The sequence below is a fragment of the Mesorhizobium sp. M1E.F.Ca.ET.041.01.1.1 genome, assembly GCF_003997355.1.
Classification (GTDB): Bacteria; Pseudomonadota; Alphaproteobacteria; order Rhizobiales; family Rhizobiaceae; genus Mesorhizobium.
Genome location: NZ_RZSL01000052.1, coordinates 1 through 20063 on the forward strand (window position 1 = coordinate 1; position 20063 = coordinate 20063).

General features: G+C 60.0%; 21 protein-coding genes and 1 tRNA gene. 8 read left to right on the top strand and 14 right to left on the bottom strand.

Annotation, left to right across the window (positions count from 1 at the left end; translation table 11 throughout):
- Window positions 1-278: 278 nt before the first annotated feature.
- Window positions 279-1463, top strand: a complete 1185-nt coding sequence (gene uxuA, locus EOA38_RS07195; RefSeq protein ID WP_126092270.1) for a mannonate dehydratase — start codon at window positions 279-281, stop codon at window positions 1461-1463.
- Between the two features lie 177 nt (window positions 1464-1640).
- On the opposite strand, the gene EOA38_RS07200 is transcribed toward uxuA, so the two are convergent.
- The 9 genes from EOA38_RS07200 to EOA38_RS07235 all read right to left on the bottom strand — a co-directional run bounded on the left by EOA38_RS07200 (window position 1641) and on the right by EOA38_RS07235 (window position 8363).
- Window positions 1641-2333, bottom strand: a complete 693-nt coding sequence (locus EOA38_RS07200; protein ID WP_127221764.1) for an amino acid ABC transporter permease — start codon at window positions 2331-2333, stop codon at window positions 1641-1643.
- Between the two features lie 17 nt (window positions 2334-2350).
- On the bottom strand, window positions 2351-3067 hold the full coding sequence (locus EOA38_RS07205; RefSeq protein ID WP_126092272.1) for an amino acid ABC transporter permease: 717 nt from the start codon (window positions 3065-3067) through the stop codon (window positions 2351-2353).
- Between the two features lie 66 nt (window positions 3068-3133).
- Complete coding sequence (locus EOA38_RS07210; RefSeq protein ID WP_126092273.1) at window positions 3134-3961, bottom strand: transporter substrate-binding domain-containing protein; 828 nt, start codon at window positions 3959-3961, stop codon at window positions 3134-3136.
- A gap of 24 nt (window positions 3962-3985) precedes the next feature.
- Entirely contained in the window at window positions 3986-4726 is a 741-nt protein-coding gene (locus EOA38_RS07215; protein WP_126092274.1) for an amino acid ABC transporter ATP-binding protein, read from the bottom strand.
- A 17-nt stretch (window positions 4727-4743) separates the two neighbouring features.
- The gene (locus tag EOA38_RS39015; RefSeq protein ID WP_189350545.1) at window positions 4744-4896 is read right to left on the bottom strand and encodes a hypothetical protein; all 153 of its coding nucleotides are present in this window, start codon (window positions 4894-4896) and stop codon (window positions 4744-4746) included.
- On the bottom strand, window positions 4893-5459 hold the full coding sequence (locus EOA38_RS07220; protein ID WP_126092275.1) for a peroxidase-related enzyme: 567 nt from the start codon (window positions 5457-5459) through the stop codon (window positions 4893-4895). Before EOA38_RS07220 ends, EOA38_RS39015 begins: the two co-directional genes overlap by 4 nt.
- Window positions 5456-5938 (bottom strand): hypothetical protein, encoded by a 483-nt coding sequence (locus EOA38_RS07225; protein WP_126092276.1) that lies wholly within the window; start codon window positions 5936-5938, stop codon window positions 5456-5458. The genes EOA38_RS07220 and EOA38_RS07225 overlap by 4 nt, the downstream gene beginning before the upstream one ends.
- Entirely contained in the window at window positions 5935-7395 is a 1461-nt protein-coding gene (locus tag EOA38_RS07230) for an NAD(P)/FAD-dependent oxidoreductase (protein ID WP_126092277.1), read from the bottom strand. Before EOA38_RS07230 ends, EOA38_RS07225 begins: the two co-directional genes overlap by 4 nt.
- Window positions 7392-8363, bottom strand: a complete 972-nt coding sequence (locus EOA38_RS07235) for a LysR family transcriptional regulator (RefSeq protein ID WP_127298830.1) — start codon at window positions 8361-8363, stop codon at window positions 7392-7394. The genes EOA38_RS07230 and EOA38_RS07235 overlap by 4 nt, the downstream gene beginning before the upstream one ends.
- 237 nt (window positions 8364-8600) lie before the next feature.
- Here EOA38_RS07235 and EOA38_RS07240 point away from each other — a divergent pair, with 237 nt between their 5' ends.
- Window positions 8601-9671, top strand: coding sequence for an NAD/NADP-dependent octopine/nopaline dehydrogenase family protein (locus EOA38_RS07240; RefSeq protein WP_127220521.1), 1071 nt, complete (start codon window positions 8601-8603; stop codon window positions 9669-9671).
- Window positions 9672-10213: 542 nt separating this feature from the next.
- Here EOA38_RS07240 and EOA38_RS07245 read toward each other — a convergent pair.
- On the bottom strand, window positions 10214-11650 hold the full coding sequence (locus EOA38_RS07245) for an aspartate ammonia-lyase (RefSeq protein ID WP_245464897.1): 1437 nt from the start codon (window positions 11648-11650) through the stop codon (window positions 10214-10216).
- Between the two features lie 146 nt (window positions 11651-11796).
- Between EOA38_RS07245 and EOA38_RS07250 the strand changes: the two genes are divergently transcribed.
- Entirely contained in the window at window positions 11797-12780 is a 984-nt protein-coding gene (locus EOA38_RS07250; RefSeq protein ID WP_245480788.1) for an asparaginase, read from the top strand.
- Here the strand turns inward: EOA38_RS07250 and EOA38_RS07255 are convergent.
- Window positions 12768-13769 (bottom strand): LysR family transcriptional regulator, encoded by a 1002-nt coding sequence (locus EOA38_RS07255; protein ID WP_126092279.1) that lies wholly within the window; start codon window positions 13767-13769, stop codon window positions 12768-12770. The two genes, EOA38_RS07250 and EOA38_RS07255, sit on opposite strands and share 13 nt — an antisense overlap.
- Window positions 13770-14068: 299 nt before the next feature.
- Between EOA38_RS07255 and EOA38_RS07260 the strand changes: the two genes are divergently transcribed.
- Genes EOA38_RS07260 through EOA38_RS07275 form a run of 4 tightly spaced genes read left to right on the top strand, consistent with a single transcriptional unit; the run spans window position 14069 to window position 17046 of the window.
- On the top strand, window positions 14069-14788 hold the full coding sequence (locus tag EOA38_RS07260; protein ID WP_189434533.1) for a transporter substrate-binding domain-containing protein: 720 nt from the start codon (window positions 14069-14071) through the stop codon (window positions 14786-14788).
- Between the two features lie 57 nt (window positions 14789-14845).
- Entirely contained in the window at window positions 14846-15601 is a 756-nt protein-coding gene (locus EOA38_RS07265; RefSeq protein ID WP_127220519.1) for an amino acid ABC transporter permease, read from the top strand.
- Entirely contained in the window at window positions 15601-16287 is a 687-nt protein-coding gene (locus tag EOA38_RS07270) for an amino acid ABC transporter permease (RefSeq protein ID WP_126092282.1), read from the top strand. Before EOA38_RS07265 ends, EOA38_RS07270 begins: the two co-directional genes overlap by 1 nt.
- 9 nt (window positions 16288-16296) lie before the next feature.
- Window positions 16297-17046, top strand: a complete 750-nt coding sequence (locus EOA38_RS07275) for an amino acid ABC transporter ATP-binding protein (protein ID WP_126092283.1) — start codon at window positions 16297-16299, stop codon at window positions 17044-17046.
- A 240-nt stretch (window positions 17047-17286) separates the two neighbouring features.
- On the opposite strand, the gene EOA38_RS07280 is transcribed toward EOA38_RS07275, so the two are convergent.
- Window positions 17287-17363: transfer RNA gene (locus tag EOA38_RS07280), tRNA-Met, on the bottom strand.
- Between the two features lie 230 nt (window positions 17364-17593).
- Between EOA38_RS07280 and EOA38_RS07285 the strand changes: the two genes are divergently transcribed.
- Entirely contained in the window at window positions 17594-18559 is a 966-nt protein-coding gene (locus EOA38_RS07285; RefSeq protein WP_126092284.1) for a Gfo/Idh/MocA family oxidoreductase, read from the top strand.
- Between the two features lie 50 nt (window positions 18560-18609).
- On the opposite strand, the gene mnmA is transcribed toward EOA38_RS07285, so the two are convergent.
- Window positions 18610-19800 carry a tRNA 2-thiouridine(34) synthase MnmA gene (gene mnmA, locus EOA38_RS07290; protein WP_126092285.1) on the bottom strand — a complete coding sequence of 397 codons (1191 nt, stop codon included), beginning with the start codon at window positions 19798-19800 and terminating at the stop codon, window positions 18610-18612.
- 7 nt (window positions 19801-19807) lie between these two features.
- Window positions 19808-19960: a hypothetical protein gene (locus tag EOA38_RS39020; RefSeq protein ID WP_189350547.1), complete on the bottom strand. Its 153-nt coding sequence runs from the start codon at window positions 19958-19960 to the stop codon at window positions 19808-19810.
- Window positions 19961-20063 lie beyond the last annotated feature (103 nt).

The window sequence follows — 20063 nt, forward strand, 5'->3', positions numbered from 1 at the left end:
GGATCCGCCCGGCCGCGGTATCGACCGCGGACCTGCCGCCGGCGCGGCGGGCGACGGCATTGTCCCGCACGGCCTGAGAGTTTTCCGACATCCATTCTCCTAATTGTTGGACCAGAATATCGTATGATTTGGGGGAAAACAATCTGATTCGGACCTGCTTCGTCGAATTTCGCAGGAATTTGTGAGGCGTTTGTCCCTTAGCGGGCGTCGGATTTTTAATTTGACTCTCATTGTGGTCCAACAATAAGTTGTCGCTCTCTCGAAGAAGGAAAGCGACGATGGAACAGTGCTGGCGCTGGTATGGCGCGGACGATCCGGTGACACTCGATCATGTCAAGCAGGCGGGTGCGACCGGCGTCGTCTCGGCCCTGCACGACATCTATGATGGACGCGCCTGGCCGCTGGAAAACATCCTGGAGCGCAAGCGGATCATCGAGGCGGCGGGGCTGACCTGGTCGGTCGTCGAGAGCATTCCCGTCCACAACTCGATCAAGATCGGCTCGCCGGAACGGTCCCGCTATGTCGGCTTCTACAAGGACACGATCCGCGCGCTCGCCAAGGCCGGCATCGCGACGATCTGCTACAATTTCATGCCGGTGGTCGACTGGACCCGCACGGATCTGGCCTATCGCCTTCCGACCACCGGTTATGCGTTGCGCTTCGACGCGATCGATTTCGCGGCTTACGACCTGTTCGTGCTGAAGCGCAGCAATGCCGAGGCCGGCTACACGTCCGCCCGCATCGCCGAGGCGCAATCGCGGCTGAAGGAACTCGGCGACGAGAAGATCGACAGGATCGAGCGCAACCTCATCGCCGGCCTGCCCGCCACCGAGCGCAGCTACAACCGCGACAGCTTTCGCGAGGCGCTGGCCGAATACGATTCGATCGGGCCGAGGGAATTGCGCGACAACCTCGCCTGGTTTCTGCGCGAGATCATTCCGGTGGCCGAACAGGAAGGGGTGCGCATGTGCATCCATCCCGACGATCCGCCCTTCTCGCTTTACGGCCTGCCGCGCATCGTTTCGACCGCCGAGGATGCGCGCTTTATCCTGGCCGCCGTCGACAGCCCGGCCAACGGGCTGACGTTCTGCACCGGCTCCTATGGCACGCGCGCCGACAACGACATCGTCGCCATGGTCAAGGAATTCGCCGGCCGCATCCATTTCGTCCATCTGCGCAACGTCACCATCGAGGATGACGGCTCGTTCCACGAGGCCGAGCATCTCGAGGGCGGCACCGACATGGCGCATGTCATCCTTGCGCTGATGCAAGAGGAGGCGCGCCGCCGGAAGGAAGGCCGTGCCGACTGGCGCATTCCGATGCGGCCGGATCATGGACATCTGCTCGCCGACGACATCGGCAAGACCAGGATCAATCCCGGCTACTCGCTGATCGGCCGGCTGAAGGGCCTTGCCGAACTGCGCGGCATCATGCGGGCCGTCGAGCGGTTTGGGTTGGCTTGAGTCCGGGGAGACTGAGCGGCTTGGTTAACGTTGAAGCCAGCAATCTATTTGAGATCGCGGAGAGAATTTTGCTAGCGGAGGTCCGCCACCGCCGGACCCCGGTTGGAAGAGCCCGGCGGCTACCGAGCTCGCCGACTCTGGCGGCGAATTCGCGTGCTCTTTCGACGACGCTTCGGCTCAGGTCCGCACTCTCAGCGCCCGTTCCAGCCTATCGGCAATCTGCGTGACGATATAGGCAATCACCATGTAGATCACGACGGCAATCACGAAGGCTTCGAGGTAGTAATAATTCAGCGCCGCGGTCAACTGGGACTGGGCGAAGATATCGACAACCTCGATGGCGAACCCGAGGGAAAGCGCCTTCATGATGACCATCATGGAGGTCGTGAGGTCGGGAATTGCCGTAAGGGTCACCTGGGGAAATAGGATCCGTCGGAACAGTTGGCCGCTTGTATAGCCCAGCGAATGGGCGGCGTCTGATTGACCGGTATCGAAGGCGTTCAGGGCTCCCTTGATGATCTCCGCTTGGAACGCCGCGACACAGCCGGTCACTGCAATGACAAGGATTATCCAGTTGGGCGTTTCGTGGGCGTTGAAGTTGATCCCGAGCAACGAGAGCAGGAACTGGAATGCCGGGGGCAGACCGAAATAGGCGAGGAAAATCACGATGACCATCGGAACGCCCTTGAAGACGACCTTGTAAGCCATGATGAACTCCCGCAGTACCGGGACCCGTCTATATTCGACGAGTGCAAAAATGCTGCCGACTATCGTCGACAAGACGAAAATCATGAAAGCCATGCCGAGCGTTACGGGTACGGCGCCCAGAATTTCCTGCGAGTCCTGGAGTAGAATATCGGTATCAAACACGGTCGAATGCCCTTACGTCAGGCGCTCGCGATGAGCGCGTTCTTGATCTGAGCCGTGGTCGTCGCCTCCGGTGCCTGCATCGGTGAGCGAAGCTCGAAGAACCGCACGATGAGCCACGCGATCAGGCACATCAGCGAATAGATGACCGCCAGGACGAGGTAGGTTTCGAACTGGTACTGGTTATAGTCGCGCTCCATGATCAAGTGCGCGGTCGCCATCACGTCCGCCGCCCCGATATACATGACCAGCGCAACGTTATGGATCAGGTAGATGATGGAGTTTCCATAGCCTGGCAACGCGAAGTGCACCGCCTGCGGGCCCACGACGCGAGCGATCTTCTGGCGGAAGGTGTATCCTAGACTGTCTGCCGCATCATGCTGGCCGCGATCGACGGCCAGGTATGCGGGCCGCATGACTTCCGACAGATATCCCCCATGGTAAAAGCTCAGCCCCACCATTGCAGCGACCGTCGGTGAGAAAAAATCTGCGGAACCGAACAGGGCCACCAATAGGGGAAGCCCGTAGAACGCGACGAACAACTGGAGGACGACGGGAACACTCCGGGCATAAGACACGTAGATGTCGGTCAGGTGGCTGACCACCGGTATCCTGCGAACCCGGAGTGTTGTCGCGACGAGAGCCAGGCAAAAGCCGACCAACATGGCCGTGAACGTGATGGCGAGCGTCAGCGGCAACGCCGAGAGCAACTCGGGAATCATAGCAGAAACATCCACTTTGAAACACTCCTTCTTGCAATTCAGCCTTGCCGCTGACTAACAAACCTAGTCGTAGACGCCCTGTTATTTCATGTACTGGACGATGCCCTCGCCGAACCATTTCTGCGAGAGCTTTTCGATCGTACCGTCGTCTTTCAATTCCTTAAGAACCTTGCTCATATCGTCAGCCAGAACCTTGTTTTCATCTGACCTGTGAATGAGCATGTAGGTGTTGTTGCTAAAGACTGGCTCGGACGCCACGATATCGAGCTTCTTTTCCTCGATGACGGTCTGCTCCCCCAGATTCGAAGGCAGGACCAGTGCGTCGAACTTGCCGTTCTGAACTTCGTCCAGACGGTTCGGGTACGGGATGCCCGCGCTCGATGCCGTCACGTCGAGCTTGTATTGCGGGTTCTCTTTCTGCCAGTTCATGATGAACTTGTAGGTTCCCCCGCCAGCCGTGGTCGGAACGATTCTCTTGCCGACCAGATCTTTCATTTCCTTGATGCCGCTGCCTTTTTTGCTGTAGATCTTCATCAGGCTGGCACCCATAGGGCTCTCCGGAATGAAGAACTGTTTGGCGCGCTCGGGGGACTTGTAGTAGCCACCGACCGCGATGTCGTACTTGCCTGTGGCGAGGCCGGTTTCCTGCGCTATGTCCGAGACGCCTTCCATCTCGAACTTGTATTGCGGCAGCTTGGCGTTGATTGCCCTCAGGAGATCGGGCTCATAGCCTTGTGGTTCGACGCCGATCGCGCCCCACGCCAGCGGCTTGGATTCTGCCGACGTGGCGATCTTGATCGTCCGGACCGTCTCACCGTGGCTGATCCCCGCGGTTGCAAGGGCAATTGCGATGCCGCCGGCAACAGTCAGGGCAGCGCGACGGGAAAAATTGGATGTGATTGCAGACATTTCTTAGGTTCCCTTCTCGTTGAGTTATTGAAAAGCGAGTTCTGACTGCAGGAATTGAGCAAGTCGTGGGCTGGAAGGCGCATCGAAGATCTCAGCCGGACTGCCGTCGGCGGCAACCACGCCACGATCCATGAAGACGATCCGGTTCGAGATGTTCTTTGCGAACTGCATCTCGTGGGTCACAAGCAACGAAGTGATCCCTGACGACGTGACATCCTTGATCACCTTCAGAACTTCACCGACGAGCTCAGGATCCAGTGATGACGTGGGTTCATCGAAGAGCATCACGTCGGGACGAACCGCCAGCGCACGCGCGATGCCGGTGCGTTGGAGCTGGCCGCCCGACAGCTGGGAAGGATAGCTGTCCCGCTTCGCCGAGAGACCGACCCGGTCAAGCTCTCGCAGCGCGATTTCACGCGCCTCGTCCGCGGACTTGCGCTGCACGACGACAAGCGGATCCATCACGTTCTGGAGGACTGTCATATTCTTGAAGACATTGAATTGCTGAAAGACCATCGCTGTCCGGAGCCGGATCGCCTGGACAGCGGTCTTGTCGGCGCGCTGGTAGTCCATCCGAATCTGGTCGAATGCGATGGTTCCTGACGACGGCTTGGCCAGGTAGTTAATGCATTTCAGCAGCGTGGTCTTGCCGGTCCCGCTCGGGCCGATGATTGACACCACGTCTCCGCGTTGCACCGAAAGATTGACGCCGTTCAGGACCTGGGTGCTTCCGTAGGACAGCCTGATATCTCTGAGTTCGAGCATTTCTGATTGGTGTTCCTTTATTTCGTGCGCGAGGGGCCGACGGCCAGACGATCGCCATGCGGCCAGGAATTCCTGCGCATCAGTTCCCCTTTTCTTGTCATCAGCTGCCGGGTCGGCCGGCTTTTGTTGGCGGCATCCAGCCCGATGGTGGTGACGATATGCGACTTCATTTCCCGGCCTCCGCATGGCCGAGAACGTGCATCAGCCGGTTTGCCCAGCCGAAGATCGATATGGCGTGGATCAGGTCGATGATTTCGGCATCATCCATTCCGACAGATCGAAGCGAGGCGATATCATCCGCCGTCGCTTCCGACGGCGCCGCCGACAGTCGGCGGGCAAAGCTGTAGATTGCCGCATCGCGCGGCCCAAGGTTTTCGGTTTTGTCGAGGTACAGCGCAGTGACCACGTCATCGCTCTTGGTCAGCTCCGCATGCCGGCGAGCGTGAACGACGGCACAGAATTTGCAGCCGTTGATCATCGACGCGCCTAACGCGCCAAGTTCGCGATCGGGGCGGGCAAGTCCGCCTTCGACATACATAATGGCGTTGAACAGGATCGTGCGGGCAAGATAGCTTTCGGGATCATGTACGAGGGTGCGCACATATTCCGAAACTTTCTTGGCAGAGGGCGTGACCTTCATCGCTTCGAGCTGCTCCGGCGTGGCCTCGGATAGCTCGACCGGTGCGATGTAGGGATGCCAATTCAGAGGCTTCAGGCGAACCGAGGAAATCATACCGACCTCATCAATCGCAGGCCGGTCGCAACCCGGGTCTGGAAGTTTGCGAAGGCAATCAGTTCGGAGAGCGCGACGATCTGAGGGTTGTTCAATCCGGCCTGCGCCAGCAGCACGATGTGACTCGCCTCTGCTTTTTTCGGCGTCAGCGTGATCAGGTCGACATGCTTGGCGATGGTCGCCAATGGCTCCTCAAGATCCGTTTCGCCTCGAGCCAAGGCCAGAAGCTGCTCCGTCGGACCGAACTGAGCCAGCTGCACATCATATTCAGCCATCAGGACCGGATCGGCATTCAGGGCGGCCATGCGACGGGCCAGAGCAACCCGCAAATTCGGCGCCAGCCCTTGGTCATTTGCCGGACGCATTACAGAAAGGCGACATTCCTCAGCCCCTTGCACGAATTCGGGTCGAAACCGCCGCGCAGCGAAAAGGGCATCTTCCGGCGAAAGACCGGCGGCCTTATCCATTGCGTCGATCACTGCACGGCCTCCTTCTGCAGCAGAGGTGTTGAATCGGCCCATTCGTCACCCAGAAGTTCGGGGGTGTCGTAAGCGATCAGATTGGCGAAGTGGGTTTCGACATCTTCCGCAAAGAGCGATGCGGTAATGCCCCGGACGAGACGGTCGGCACCGGCGCTGACGGCTGGGATATCGCCGGACACCTTCCCATGAGTCAGCATGGCGGCATCGTTGAAGCAGTGGATATGCGCCAGCATCGGGTAGGAGCCGGGAATGCGTTCGCGAAACTCGAAAGCTGGACCGAGGTCCGGCGCCTCCGACATACCTGGACGCGGCGGTCCCATATCCGATGTGTATCGACCATCCGACCAGGTCCGGATATAGGGGGCGAGAGCTGCAAATTCGGGGCGGTCGCTGAAGTCGTTCGAAAAGCCGGTTGCCGCGATCAGGAAATCGTAGCGCATTGCCCCTTGTGTGGTTTCGACCACAAGGCCTCCGGCATCTTCCTTTATTGCGACGATGCCACAGTCGAGGAAGAACCGCGCATTCGGGTGGCGAGACACGCGAAGCGTCGAAGAACGCGGCGGCGGCGTCTGGGTCGAGGCAGTATAGTCGAAGAATTTCCATTTCCAGGCGTCGGGCAGGTGATAGATACCGTGCACGACTCCCTGGCTGCCGATGCCGGTCAGCTTATTGATGCGCGGCATTTCCTTGCGCCGGATCAACATGTCGACAGAACCGGCGCCCGCCTCGAGCGCCGTTGCGGCATTGTCCATGGAAGAGGCGCCGGCGCCGATCACCGCCAAACGCTTGCCTTTCAGCGCATCGAAATCGATGTCGTCGGCAGAATGGGCCCAATAGGTGCGATCGATGCCCTTGAGGAAATCGGGCACGGCAAAACCGCCGAGGCCGGACCGGCCAGTGGCCAGAACGAGATGGCGGGTCAGAACCAGGCCCGTTTCCGCGCCTTCGACATCGATCGCAATCAAATCATCGACAGGCGCGACGCCGGTCATGCGCACGCTGTTTCGCACCGGCAGGGCAAGAACCTTGCGGTACCAGACCAGATAATCCATCCACTGGCCCCTGGGGATCTTGTCCAGTGACCGCCAGGCCTCAACACCCCATTGCGCGGTGAACCAGGCGCGGAAGGTCAACTGCGGCAGACCAAGGGAGGGGCCGTTCAGGGTCTTCGGCGAGCGCAGCGTCTGCATGCGCGCAAACGTCACCCATGGACCTTCGAGTCCAGCCGGAGCGGCATCATAGGCGACGACATTGGTGATCCCGGTCAGGACAAGCTTTGCCGTGGCGGCAAGTCCGCACATGCCGGCGCCAATAACAACGACGTCACGGACCGGCACGCCGTCATGCATTCGCTTGGGGACCCAGGGCTTGGAGGGCAGCTCGAGAAACTCGAGATCCTGCGCAAGTTGTGCCTCCAGTGCATCAAGTCCTGCGGGGGTGGGCGTATGCTTCATATTCCAGTTCCGTGACTTGTGCCCGATGCGGGATCGGTCACCAATTGGCCGGCTAAGGCTGGATCGAGCTTCCTGAAGCCGGCGATCGACCGTTCAGCAACCGCTTCGACCGCATCGATCAACGCCTGTGCGACTGGACGAAGGGGGCGATTTGCTGCAGCCACAACGCCCCAATAAAAGAGAACGGTTACATCGAGCGGGCGAATGACGACGCCCGGCAGGGGCACGCCATAGGCCGTGAGGGGATCGATGACTGCCGCGACCCCAGTCTTGCGCACGATCTGCAAGGCGCCATAGGCAGTATTGGTCCGGATCACCGGGCCGGTGTCGATGCCCCGGGCCGCCAAGGCCTTGGCGACATGCAACTGAAAACGCAGCGGATTGAGCAACGTGGCGACGCGGCGACCGGCAAAACCCGCGAGCGGGACGACATCAAGCTTGGCCAGCGGGTCGTCCTCCCGCACGGCCGCAACATCGGGCGCCGAATAGAGCCGCAGGACATCCAGACCGGGCGTATCGAGCGGCAGACTTGAGAACCCGATCTCGGCACGTCCGCTGCGCACTTCCTGGGCGACGATCGAGGGAAGAAACTGCCCGAGATGCGTCTCATGCGGAAGCTCGACGCCCTTGAGCTCAGCCAGGGCCGTCGGGATCAAGCCGGTGCCGATCGCGGACGTCGTCACAATCTGCAGGATGCGGCCCCTGCCGGCCGCGATCATCTTGGCCCGCGCCGCGAGTTCGGTGAAGGACATCAGCAGGCGCCGCGCTTCCTCCTCGAAGGCGACTCCTTCTTCAGACAGCTGCACTCGTCGACCGATCCGATGCAGCAATTCGAAGCCAAGCTCGGCCTCGAGATCCTGAATGGTGCGTGTCACCGCAGGCTGGGAACGACCGAGCATGTCAGCCGCCTTGGTGATGCTGCCGCTGGCAGCAACCGCAAGGAAGGTCTGAAGGTCTCGGGTTTCCATGCTCTCCCTACATGCGCAATCTGAATGATTGACATCGTCTCATTCGTTTTTGATATATGTCAAGTAGAAACGAATGTTCGCTGCGGCTTTGCGCATTTGCCGGCTCAGAGCCAGAATCCCGATCGGAAGCGGCCGATGAGGGCAGATGCGGCTCCAACTTGCGCAAGAACCTAATGAAAAATTGAAGCTGATCGACAGCAATGGCGAACCATAAAGCCCGCAGCAGGAGGAATATTAATGCGCGTGAGTATTTTGGGCGCCGGAGCAATAGCTTATGGCCTTGCCGCTTATTTGGCAGGATCGGGGCATTTGCCAACGCTCTGGTCGCCGTCGGGACAGCGCACCAGGGCGTTGGCTGCTGGCGAGTTGTTGAAGGCGACGGGGGATATAGAGGCGACGGTTCCGGTGCGCATTGCCAAGGATTGCCAGGATGCCATCGCCAATGCGCACGTGGTGGTGATCGCGCTCCCGGCCTACGGCCACAAGATGGTGATAGATGCCGCCGTCCCCCATTTGATCGATGGAGTTCCGGTCATCATCAGTTCGCATTGCTCATTCGCAGCGCTGTATCTCTCCAAGCGGTTGGCCGAACGCAAGGCCTCGTTGCCGATCGTCGTTTGGGGCACAACGCTGGTGACTGGCCGCCAACTCGGACCAACCGAAGTTCATGTCACTACCATTCGCCAGAAGCTTGACGTCGCGACGCTACCTTTCAAAGCCCAAGATGAAGGGTACGAACTTTGCACGACTTTGTTCGGCGATCGTTTCGTCAAGCGCGACGGGATGCTGGCGATCGCGCTCAGCAACCTCAATCCACAGAACCACCTGGGAATTGCCCTTCTTAATCTGACACGGATGGAAAAGGCCGAACGATGGAGCCAGGGGGGGAATGTCACCCCGGCCGTCGGCCGCCTTATCGAGGCTTTGGATGCAGAGCGGTTGGCAATCGCAGCCCATTTCGGCATCGCGGTTCGCACCGTCAAAGAGCATTTTTCACTATCGTTCCATGTTCCGATGGGAACCGTTTCGGAAATGAACCAGGAGATGGACCGCCAGGGCCGCGGTGGCTTTGGACCGACAACCATCGAAAGCCGCTACATTCTCGAGGATGTTCCGTTCGGGCTGCTGCCGACCGTACTGTTGGGGAAGATCACCGGGAAACCGGCCATGCTCCATGAGTCTGGAGTTTCAATATTGTCGGCGGCTTATGGTCGCGACCTCAGGGCAGACAATGACATTCTTCCTGCTCTCGGGGTTGAAGGGTGGTCAGACGCGGGCCTCGTTAATCTTTCGCGTGAGGGATTCTAACTAGCCGCAGCGGAAATGCTGAGCCACGTTAGGGCGTGGCCTTGCCTGTCCGCTTTGATGAAGAGTTTCGGGCGCCGGCAGGTGTAGGAAAGTCCTTCGGCCCATACACATCATTGGAACTCCGATCGTGTGGCGATGGCCGTTGATGACGCGATCTGGGATAACCACCGTCTGCATCCTGTTGACGACATGATGTCGTCCTAAATGCGACCGGGGAACGGTGGTGGCGCTTGGTGATTTTGCATGAGGATCGATGGTAGCGGGTGACCGTTTCAAGCGTTTCCCACATTCCGAACCGGTGCCGTTCGTATTCCGTGTCGCGTCATAGCGGAACAACCGTTGGCGCGAGGAGTACTTAGAAGTGAAGGTTTGACGCCAGAAGCTGAGCATGGCTGCTTTGCGCCGCAAAAGCAGTCATAGAGAACTGCCTGACGCACCGAGTAACTAGCTGTCCTTCGGCAGTCCAGCCTAGATGTCGGGACGACCTGTGCGCTAGCTCACCACGCTTGGCAACGGCGCCATCGGTACCACCGACTGGAGGCTTATGCCGTGCCCTCGCGATAGTCAGTGCTTTCGCGCAACGCGTCGAGCACCTCGTCACGCGTCAGCAAACCCTCTTCGATAGCAAGCTCGATGAACGGTCGCTGCTCGTTGGCCGCGGCATATACGAGCTTCGAGACCTTGGCGTATCCGAGTTTCGGAACAAAGACCGTCGCGAGAGCTGACGATCGCATCAGGTTTTTGAGCGATTGCTCGCGGTCAGCCTCAATGCCGGCAACGCAGCGGTCGGCAAAGATCCGGGTCGATTTCGCCAGCAATTCAATGGAGTCAAACAGGCGAGCGGCAATGACGGGCTCAAAATGGTTGATCTCGAGTTGTCCTTGCAGCGATGCCAGCGACACGGCGGCGTCGTTACCCACGACTGCGAAAGCCACCTGCTGCATCATCATGGGGAGGACAGGGTTGATTTTGCCGGGCATGATGGAGGAGCCAGGCTGGACCGAAGGAAGATGTAGTTCTCCCACGCCGCTGTTCGGACCCGATGAAAGGATGACGAAGTCCGAAGCGATCTTCCCGATGACTTCGGCGCAGATGCGAATCTCGGAGGAGACGCGCGCGAATCCATCAGCGCTCTGCATGGCGTCGAACATGTTTTCGCCAGGGCGGACGTTGGCTCCGACGATCTTGCGCAGGTGCCGGTATACGGCGATACGATAACCGGGCGCCGAACCGAGACCGGTGCCAATGGCTGTTCCGCCGAGGGGCAGGACCAGCATTTCGTCACGCGCAGTCATCAACTTCGGCACGAGCCTGCGAATTGCCGCCGCGTAGCCGCCGAAGGCTTGACCCAGGCGCATCGGTTGGGCCGCCTGCATGCAGGTCCGACCAATCCTCAGCACGTCGTCGAAGGCCCGTGCGCGATCCTCGAGCGCCGCCACCAGATGCGACAAGGCGTCCATGAGCGATTGTGACTTGTCGTAGACCGCCAGCTTCACCGCTGTTGGCACGACGTCGTTGGTCGATTGGCCGGTATTGACATGGTCGTTCGGGTGGATGCGGTCATATTGGCCCGGCTCGTCTCCCAACAACTGGAGTGCGCGGTTCGCAATCACCTCGTTCACGTTCATGTTGATCGATGTGCCGCCTGACCCTTCCAGGAGATCGATGACGAACTGGTCGACATGACGGCCATTCTCGATTTCCTCCGATGCCGCAATGATCGCATCGGCGATTTCGGCGGGCAGCACGCCAATGTCGCGATTGGCAGCTGCTGCCGCATGCTTGACGCGTGCAAGCGCGACGATCAGCTCCGGCGCGTCCCCAAGTTTGCGGAATGAAATATCAAAGTTCTCCTGACCGCGGAGCGTGGCAACCCCATAGAGTGCCCCTGCGGGCAACTGTCTGGACCCAAGGCTGTCGGTATCGATACGGGTGTGCGGCATGCGGGTTCCATCCGGCAATATGATGGACATCAGCATGGCAAAGCTGTCTGCGGTTTGAAACCAAAGACGTGAGACTTAAATGATTTCACTGAACAGCATAATTTGAATTTATTGTAGTGGCAGGTCGTTGCGGGCTCGTCCTACGCCCGGTAAGCGATAACGACACGCGCCGAGGACCCAGCTTGCTGCCCAGAATTGCTTTCATTGGAACCGGGGGAACCATCGCGTCCATCGGGAGCGACCCATTCGATCTGTTGGACTACAATGCTTCAGATGAGCGTGTGGATGCACGGACACTCCTGGAGCGGTCCGGCCTGCTGGGTACAATTGCGGATATCGTACCTATCGATTTCCGGCGGATGGACAGTACGGCGATTTCGTCCGCTGACTGGGCCGACCTGGCCAGCCTGTGCCGACAGCTATCCCGTGACTCAACATTCGATGGGATAGTGATCGGCCACGGAACGGCCAGCCTCGAAGAAACAGTATGGGTCTTGTCGCTGGTTCTGGAGGTCAAGGTCCCAGTGGTCGTCACCGGGTCCATGCGGCCGCTCACGGGCATATCTTCGGATGCGGGCGCGAATCTGGCGGCCGCTGTCCGCGTCGCAACTGCGAAGCACGAGGACGGAGGCAACGTTTTCGTCGTTCTGAATGACGAAGTCCATTCGCCGCGTGCTGTCACGAAGAACCACACGCTGCGTCTGAACGCCTTCCAATCGCCCTGGCTTGGACCAATAGGCACCATCGACGGATCGCGAGTCAGCTTGGCAAGGCAACCTCGGCCAAAAGCGGCTGGTTTCCCACAAGATTTGCTGCGTCGGCTGCCGCGCGTCGACATCGCTTACAGTTACGTCGGCGCCGACGGTTGCGCGATCAGGGCATTTGTCGAGGCTGGCGCGAGAGGCATCGTGTCCGCTGGCTTCGGTCCCGGAATAGGATCGCCGGCCGAGACCGCTGCCCTGGCCGACGCGATAGCGGCTGGGGTTGTCGTCGTGCAGTCGTCGCGCGCGGGAGCAAGCCAGGTTGTTGACAGCGCCCGGCACAAGGCCATGGGCATTATCGCTGGCAACGATCTCAATCCACAGAAGGCTCGTATCCTTCTCGCCCTTTGTCTTGCGCGAGAAGACACCCCGCAGAAAATTGCGCAGGTTTTTCAGTCGATTTGAGCTGCATCCGGCGAAGCCGGGGACCAGACCATGTCTTTTGACATCTCTTCAAGCCACGATATCTGGCCGATGATCTGGGGCAGTGTGTAACGCCGCAGCATATCGCGTGCGGCCTCGGCGATACGCGGCCCGAGCGTGTCGAACTCACCGCGCCGTGTGATGAGTGTCAGTTCCCTTGAAAAGCCGGGGCTGGGCAGGGGTAGCACGGCAAGCGCCGGGAAGTGCACTGCGCCCTGGAGGAGGCAGAGAGGTGTCATGATTGCCACTCCCATACCTCCGACTACCATGGCCAGCAGCGAGTCCGACGTATCGAAGGCGAGCACCTGCGGGTGCTCAATGCGTAGCCTCCGCAGGTGCCGCTCAACCTGTGCGCCCATATGGGAGCGGGCACTGTAGCGGATTAGGCGATGCTCGAACAAAACGTCCCGCAATGGCCGGTTGCGCAGCATATCCCCCCAAGCGGCGGGACAGACCAGCACGAAAGGCTCGCGAAAGAGCGGGAACCGCATCAGCCCGTCGAGTTCTCCCATGGGGTCTGAGCTGATCGCCGCGTCAATCTCATGCCGCATCAGCGCATCGGTATGGGCGTGGGCCAGCCCTGAGAAGGCGGTCACGCGCAAGGCGATAGACCCTTCCATAAGGTCGCGGATCAGGACCGGCCCAACCGCCGACGCAAACGTATCCACCATGCCGAGACGCAGATCCTGGCGCTCGGGGCGCGATGCCGTCGCTCTGACCTCCTCGACCGCTCGCTCGGCCCTGAGGGCGATTTCCCGGATATGGGCAACGAGAACTCGGCCTGCCTCAGTCGGTACCAGAGGTCGGCGGTCTCTATGCACGAGCGGCACATCGATCTGTGCCTCGGCGCGCTTCACCGCTTGCGACACCGCGGATTGCGTCAGGCCAAGCTGAGCCGCTGCGGCGCTCATGCTGCCTTCCTCAATGACGGTCGCGGCGATTTCCAGAGCATGCAAGTCGGGGAGCAGCATGTGCAGTCAGGATAATGGTTTCCAGTAATCTCACTACTAATAGTGATTTGCCATTGCCGCAAGACAGGACATTCAACAGGCTTGCTGCGTACTGAGTACCTGCGCTGCGCAAACAGAAGTCCAAAGAAAAAAACGGGCACAGGTTGGTTCTTGAGGACTGAACTCCATCAGAGGGAATTGAAATGATTAACCTGAAGGCACTGGCGCTTGCAGCCGGCATCGCATTCACCGGATCAGTAGCTTACGCCCAGACGCTCGACTGCGGCACCGATACACTTTGCCGCGTAAAAGCGGCCGGCGTGCTGAAGATCGGCACGAAGGACGACTATGTACCGTGGTCATACCGGGCTGCGGACGGCAGCTTCAAGGGTATGGAAGTCGATATCGGTAACAAGATTGCCAAGGTCCTCGGCGTGAAGACCGAATTCGTCAAGGTCAATTCTGCCAATCGCTTCGAATTCCTCGCGCAGGGCCAGATCGATTTGATGATCGCATCGGCCTCGGATACCGCTGAACGGCGCAAGATCGTCACATTCGTGCATCCGAACTACTATTCGTCCGGCTATACAGTATTCCTGCCGGCTGCAGTGAAGGCCACCCAATGGAGCCAGATTTCCGGCCAGACTGTCTGTGCCGTCCAGGGCGCCTGGTACAACAAGCCGGCCCAGGAGGAATTCGGCATCAAGGTTCTCGCTTTCCCGGGCACCGCGGAGACCGAAGCCGCCATGACCCAGGGGCGCTGCATCGGCCTGCTGGAGGACGATAACCAAATTAACGTTCGCCTGAGTGACCCGAAATGGGCAGGTTACCAGATGCCGCTGCCAATTCAGGCAGACACGCCTTGGGGCATGGCGGTGCGGCAGGCGGATCAGTCGTCGCCCTTCTATTACTTCGTAGCGGGTGTGATCTCGGAGATGCATCGGGACGGCACACTCCTCGATCTGGAAAAAGCGAACGGCATCAAGAACTCAGCCTTCTTGATCAGGATGCATGACGCTTTGAAGGACCACATCGACTGATCCTTGCATAACGGCATGTCCGGCGCCGCGGCGCCGGACCAACTGAGGTCAGGGCTTATGATTGCCGACATCCAGACATTCTTTCGTCATCTCGCGGACTCCGGGATAAACCTGACCATCTTTTACGATGCGTTCGACTTCGATCGCTTCGTGAAGGGTCTCGGCAACACGCTTTTGTTGGTCGTGCTCAGCGGATTCTTCTCCATCATTATTGGCGCAGCAGGCGCCGCGGTTCTCACGCTAAGTAAGGGACCCGCTACAGCGGTCGTACGTGCCTATGTTGCGCTTTTCCGCAACACGCCGCTGCTTGTGCAGATGTATTTCTTCTACTTCGCGATTGGCAGCATCATGCCCGTGTCACAGAATGAGATCGGCCTGCCGGTGCCGCTCCTTGGCAGTTTCAGTTGGGCGGTTATCTCGCTTTCGCTCTACTCCGGCGCGTTCAACGTGGAAACGTTCCGCTCCGGTGTCGGCGCGGTTCACAATTCCTACGAGGAAGCTGCCCTGGCGCTGGGTTACAGTCGCACGCAGGCCTTCATCTCCGTCACGGTCCCACTGGCGCTGCGATTCTCTTTCGCCTCGCTGTCGAACAACTTAGTCGACCTGACCAAGGCAACGACGGTCGCCTACGCGGTCGGCGTAGCTGAGCTCCTCTACGTGTCCAACCAGATCTGGTCGGATTCGCTGAACACCATCGAGATGATGAACGTCATGCTGCTGATCTACCTGGGGCTGACCGGAGCCGTCGTCTTCATCATCAACCGGGTTGAGGCGGCGACACGTTTGCCCGGATTTGGTCTGGGAGTCGGGTGATGGGGGACCTGAACTTGTTCGGTCGCCTCCTGGAGTGGATGCCCTTCCTCCTGAAAGGATTTGGCCTCAACATCCTGATGAGCGTCCTTGCCATCACCATCGGCACGACCGTTGGGACGTTCCTGGGGCTGGGACAACTGTCGAGCCTGCGCATTGTCGGCTGGCCCTCGCGGCTGGCCACGCAATTGTTCCGCAACGCACCGTGGCTGGTCCTGCTGTTCTACTGCATCTTCCTGATGCCCTATCAGGTCAGTATCGGCGGCTCCGTGATAGTTATGCCGAGCTGGCTACGCGCCACGATAGGGTTCTCGTTCCCCGTGGCCGCAAATTTCTCGGAAATCGTACGTGGGGCGGTCAACTCCGTCCCGCGTGGTCAGTGGGAGGCCGCCGAAGCCTTGGGCTACAGGCGTAGCGCAACGCTGTTTCGTATCATTCTGCCGCAGTGCATTACTCGGATGATCCCACCGTGGATGAACCTCTATGCGCTCCTCCTTACCGCGACCCCACTCTCGGTGATCGTTGGCGTGGAAGAGGCTTTGGGCAGGACGCAGGCGGCAGTTCAGGCGGTGTCGGACTCGCGGATGCTGATACCGATGTACCTTTCGCTGCTGGCGATGTTTTTCATCTACACGTGGCCGATCAACCGCCTGTCCCTGATGCTCGAGCGCCGCTTCCGTACGAAATGAGGTTTCGATATGAACTTCTCCAGCTCGTCCCAGCCCTTGATTGCGCTTCGCGGTGTTCGCAAGTCTTTCGGAGCCGTCGAGGTTCTCCGCGGCATCGACATAGATATCCGAAAGGGCGAAGTCGTGGCCATCATTGGCCCGTCCGGATCGGGTAAATCGACAATTCTGAGAACGATCAACGGGCTGACGCCGATCAATGAAGGCGTCATCACGGTCGGCGAGATCAAGGTCAACGATCCGAAAGTCGACAAGGTCAAGCTTCGACATCGTGTTGGCATGGTCTTCCAGCAATACAATCTGTTCCCGCACAAGACGGTGCTGGAGAATGTCGCCATGGCGCCGATCCAGGTGCTGAAGCAGCCTCGGCCTCAGGTCGAAGAACGCGCCCGCAAGCTCCTCGGCGAGATGCGCCTTCCAGACAAAGCGAGCTCCTATCCTGGAGAGCTGTCAGGCGGCCAGCAGCAACGTGTTGCGATTGCGCGGGCGCTGTGCATGGAGCCCGAAGTTATCCTCTTCGACGAAGTCACCGCGGCTTTGGACCCGGAGATGGTGAAGGAAGTGCTTTCCGCTGTCAGGAAAGTCGCCGAGGATGGCATGACCTGCATTCTCGTGACGCACGAGATGGGTTTCGCGCGCGAGGCGGCGGACCATATCTACTTTACCGACAAGGGTGTGATCGTTGAGCATGCACCGCCCGCCGACTTCTTCGCACGTGCAAGTGATCCGCGAACCAAGGAATTCCTTTCCAAAGTTCTGTAGGCATTGTTTCCACTGAGCACATCTTTGACCTCATCGACAATGTCGGCGCGGTCGTCGCTCGGGTGCCAAACGTCCGCTTCCGGCGCGATCGCGACCGTCTCCCGGCACCTGAATTGCGGCTGAGCAAACTGACGGCGCCGCATTGAAATTATTGAGAAATTTTGCCCGAGAGCGCTACCATAAATTTCGATTTTAATAAGTATTTCAAACGCTTAACGGATTCGTGGTAGCGGAGGTTCGTGGTAGCGGAGGAGGGACTTGAACCCCCGACCCCAGGATTATGATTCCCGTGCTCTAACCAACTGAGCTACTCCGCCAGGAGTGACGAAGAGGCTCGAGGAACCGCCCAGGGATCGGGCAATTTCGAGGCGTTCGCCAAGGTCGCGCGGATATAAGGTTGGCAGGGCAAACCTGTCAAGCCGGACGCACCAGTATAATCCAATCCCAGAAAAGCTTTGCCGGGCAGGCACTGAAGCGCATGCAGCGGGGTTGAGTTCGACCGGGCACGTCGCTATGTCTCGGCCATGAAATTCTAGAGTTTGAACGAATGAAGCCGCGCATCGCAGTCCTCGGTTGCGGATACTGGGGCAGCAACCACATCCGCACCCTCAAGGCGCTCGGCGCGCTCCACGCCGTTTCCGACGTCAACCGCGCTCGCGCCGAAGGCTTCGCCAGTGAGCAGGACTGCTTGGCGATCGAGCCGGACAAGCTGTTCGAGCGCGCCGATGTCGATGCCATCGTCATGGCGCTGCCGCCGCAATACCATGCCGACATGGCGGTGCGCGCCGTCGAAGGCGGCAAGGACGTGCTGGTGGAGAAGCCGATCGCGCTGACGGTCGCCGACGCCGAGCGTTCGGTGAAGGCGGCAAGGGACAATGGCCGCGTCTTCATGGTCGGCCATGTGCTGCGCTTTCATCCTGCCTTCGAGACGCTCAAGGCGCTCATCGACAATGGCGAGCTCGGCGAGATCCGCTATATCCACTCGCACCGGCTCGGCCTCGGCAAGTTCCATACCGAGAACGACGCGCTTTGGGACCTTGCGCCGCATGATCTGTCGATGATCCTCGCCATCACCGGCACCGAACCGATCGAGGTCAGGGGCGAGGGCGCGGCGCTCTTAGACAATCTCAGCGACTTCGCGCATCTGCACATGCGTTTTCCCAATGGCGTGCGCAGTCATCTCTTCGCCTCTCGCCTCAATCCCTATCGCGAGCGGCGGCTGACCGTGGTCGGCACCAAGGCAATGGCGGTGTTCGACGATGTCGAGCCGTGGGAGCGCAAGCTTGCCGTCTATCGGCACGCGGTCTGGCAGGATAGCGGCCAGTGGGCCTTCACCGCGAACGAGCCGTCCTATGTGGCAGTCGGCGAAGGCATGCCGTTGACGCGGGAGCTTGCCCATTTCATGCAGTGCATCGAGACGCGCGCCGAACCGCGCACCGACGGCGAGGAAGCGATCCGGGTTTTGCGCATCCTGACGGCGGGCACGGTGACGCATAGCGGTTCATCGGCCTGAGCCGCCTGCAAAGACGATCCTGAACTGTAGCGGCTGGCGGAAGCTTTGGCTTACTCGGCGGGAATGTGCGCGGGCCGCGCCGCAAGCCTCGACAGCATGGCCTCGGCCTCGGCGCCGCGCTCGGAGCGCTCGATGAAGCCGCCGCCGAAGACACGCGCCTCGTTGCCGTCATCGGAATAGAGCACGCAGGCCTGCCCGGGCGCGATGCCGGATTCGCCGTCGACCAGCTCGACCGAGGTCACGCCGTCGCGATGATGCAGCACGGCCGGGCGCGGCGGCCGGGTCGAACGGACTTTTGCGAAAAGCTCGATGCCGCCGGCGGGGACGTCCGAGAGCGGGCCGTCGCCAAGCCAGTTCATGGCGCGCAGATAGATCTTGTGCGTCTCCAGCGCCTCGCGCGGGCCGACGACGACGCGCGCCCGGTCGGCGTCGAGATGGACGACATAAAGCGGCTCGCCTGAGGCGATGCCGATGCCGCGGCGCTGGCCGATCGTGTAGCGCAGGATGCCTTCATGGCGCCCGAGCACGCGGCCGTCGATATGGACGATGTCGCCCGGATTGGCGGCCGCCGGCTTCAGCTTGGCGATGATGTCGGAATACTTGCCTTGCGGTACGAAGCAGATGTCCTGGCTGTCCTGCTTGGCGGCGACCGTCAGCCCCATCTCCTCGGCGATCGCCCGCACCTGCGGCTTAGAGAGGCCGCCCAGCGGAAAGCGCAGATAGTCGATCTGCGCCTGCGTGGTGGCGAACAGGAAATAGCTCTGGTCGCGGTCGGCATCGACCGGACGGTAGAGCGCGCGATGGGCGCCATTGGCGCGGGAGCGGATGTAGTGGCCGGTGGCCAAGGCGTCGGCGCCGAGATCCTGCGCGGTGGCCAAAAGATCGGCGAACTTGACCGTCTGGTTGCACGACACGCAGGGAATCGGCGTCTCTCCGGCGACATAGCTCTCGGCGAAGGGATCGATGACCGCCTTGCGGAAGCGCTCTTCGTAGTCGAGCACGTAATGCGGGATGCCGAGCGTCTCGGAGACGCGGCGGGCGTCGTCGATATCCTGGCCGGCGCAGCAGGAACCCGCCCGGTGTGTGGCCGCGCCGTGATCGTAAAGCTGCAAGGTGACGCCGACGACATCATAGCCCTCTCGCTTCAGGATGCCGGCAACGACCGACGAATCGACGCCGCCCGACATGGCAACGACGACGCGGGTGTTTTCTGGGCGTCCGGGAAGATCGAGGCTGTTCATGGTTCTTTCAATCTGCGTGGCGCTGGCTGCCAATGGCCGGAATATAGGTCAAGCGACCCGGGTGCGCCAGCTTGCCTGCCGAAGCGATTTTTCCCGGCAAAATCAGGGCTCCGACCGCGATTGTCTCAAATGCCGAACAAAAACCTAACGTGACGTTCACGATCCTTACCTAGTCATTAGGGTTCGCTTAGGCAAATTTTAAAGCTGTGGCGGTACTGTGGCGGGGGTTTGGGCTTTTTGGTTTTTGTAGAGAGTACGAAAGA

Excerpts from the sequence above, each read along its gene's own strand:
- uxuA (WP_126092270.1), top strand. The coding sequence starts at position 279 with ATGGAACAGTGCTGGCGCTGGTATGGCGCGGACGATCCGGTGACACTC.
- EOA38_RS07210 (WP_126092273.1), bottom strand. The coding sequence starts at position 3,961 with ATGTCTGCAATCACATCCAATTTTTCCCGTCGCGCTGCCCTGACTGTT.
- EOA38_RS07215 (WP_126092274.1), bottom strand. The coding sequence starts at position 4,726 with ATGCTCGAACTCAGAGATATCAGGCTGTCCTACGGAAGCACCCAGGTC.
- EOA38_RS39015 (WP_189350545.1), bottom strand. The coding sequence starts at position 4,896 with ATGAAGTCGCATATCGTCACCACCATCGGGCTGGATGCCGCCAACAAA.
- EOA38_RS07220 (WP_126092275.1), bottom strand. The coding sequence starts at position 5,459 with ATGATTTCCTCGGTTCGCCTGAAGCCTCTGAATTGGCATCCCTACATC.
- EOA38_RS07230 (WP_126092277.1), bottom strand. The coding sequence starts at position 7,395 with ATGAAGCATACGCCCACCCCCGCAGGACTTGATGCACTGGAGGCACAA.
- EOA38_RS07235 (WP_127298830.1), bottom strand. The coding sequence starts at position 8,363 with ATGGAAACCCGAGACCTTCAGACCTTCCTTGCGGTTGCTGCCAGCGGC.
- EOA38_RS07240 (WP_127220521.1), top strand. The coding sequence starts at position 8,601 with ATGCGCGTGAGTATTTTGGGCGCCGGAGCAATAGCTTATGGCCTTGCC.
- EOA38_RS07245 (WP_245464897.1), bottom strand. The coding sequence starts at position 11,650 with ATGCTGATGTCCATCATATTGCCGGATGGAACCCGCATGCCGCACACC.
- EOA38_RS07255 (WP_126092279.1), bottom strand. The coding sequence starts at position 13,769 with ATGCTGCTCCCCGACTTGCATGCTCTGGAAATCGCCGCGACCGTCATT.
- EOA38_RS07265 (WP_127220519.1), top strand. The coding sequence starts at position 14,846 with ATGATTGCCGACATCCAGACATTCTTTCGTCATCTCGCGGACTCCGGG.
- EOA38_RS07270 (WP_126092282.1), top strand. The coding sequence starts at position 15,601 with ATGGGGGACCTGAACTTGTTCGGTCGCCTCCTGGAGTGGATGCCCTTC.
- EOA38_RS07275 (WP_126092283.1), top strand. The coding sequence starts at position 16,297 with ATGAACTTCTCCAGCTCGTCCCAGCCCTTGATTGCGCTTCGCGGTGTT.
- EOA38_RS07285 (WP_126092284.1), top strand. The coding sequence starts at position 17,594 with ATGAAGCCGCGCATCGCAGTCCTCGGTTGCGGATACTGGGGCAGCAAC.
- mnmA (WP_126092285.1), bottom strand. The coding sequence starts at position 19,800 with ATGAACAGCCTCGATCTTCCCGGACGCCCAGAAAACACCCGCGTCGTC.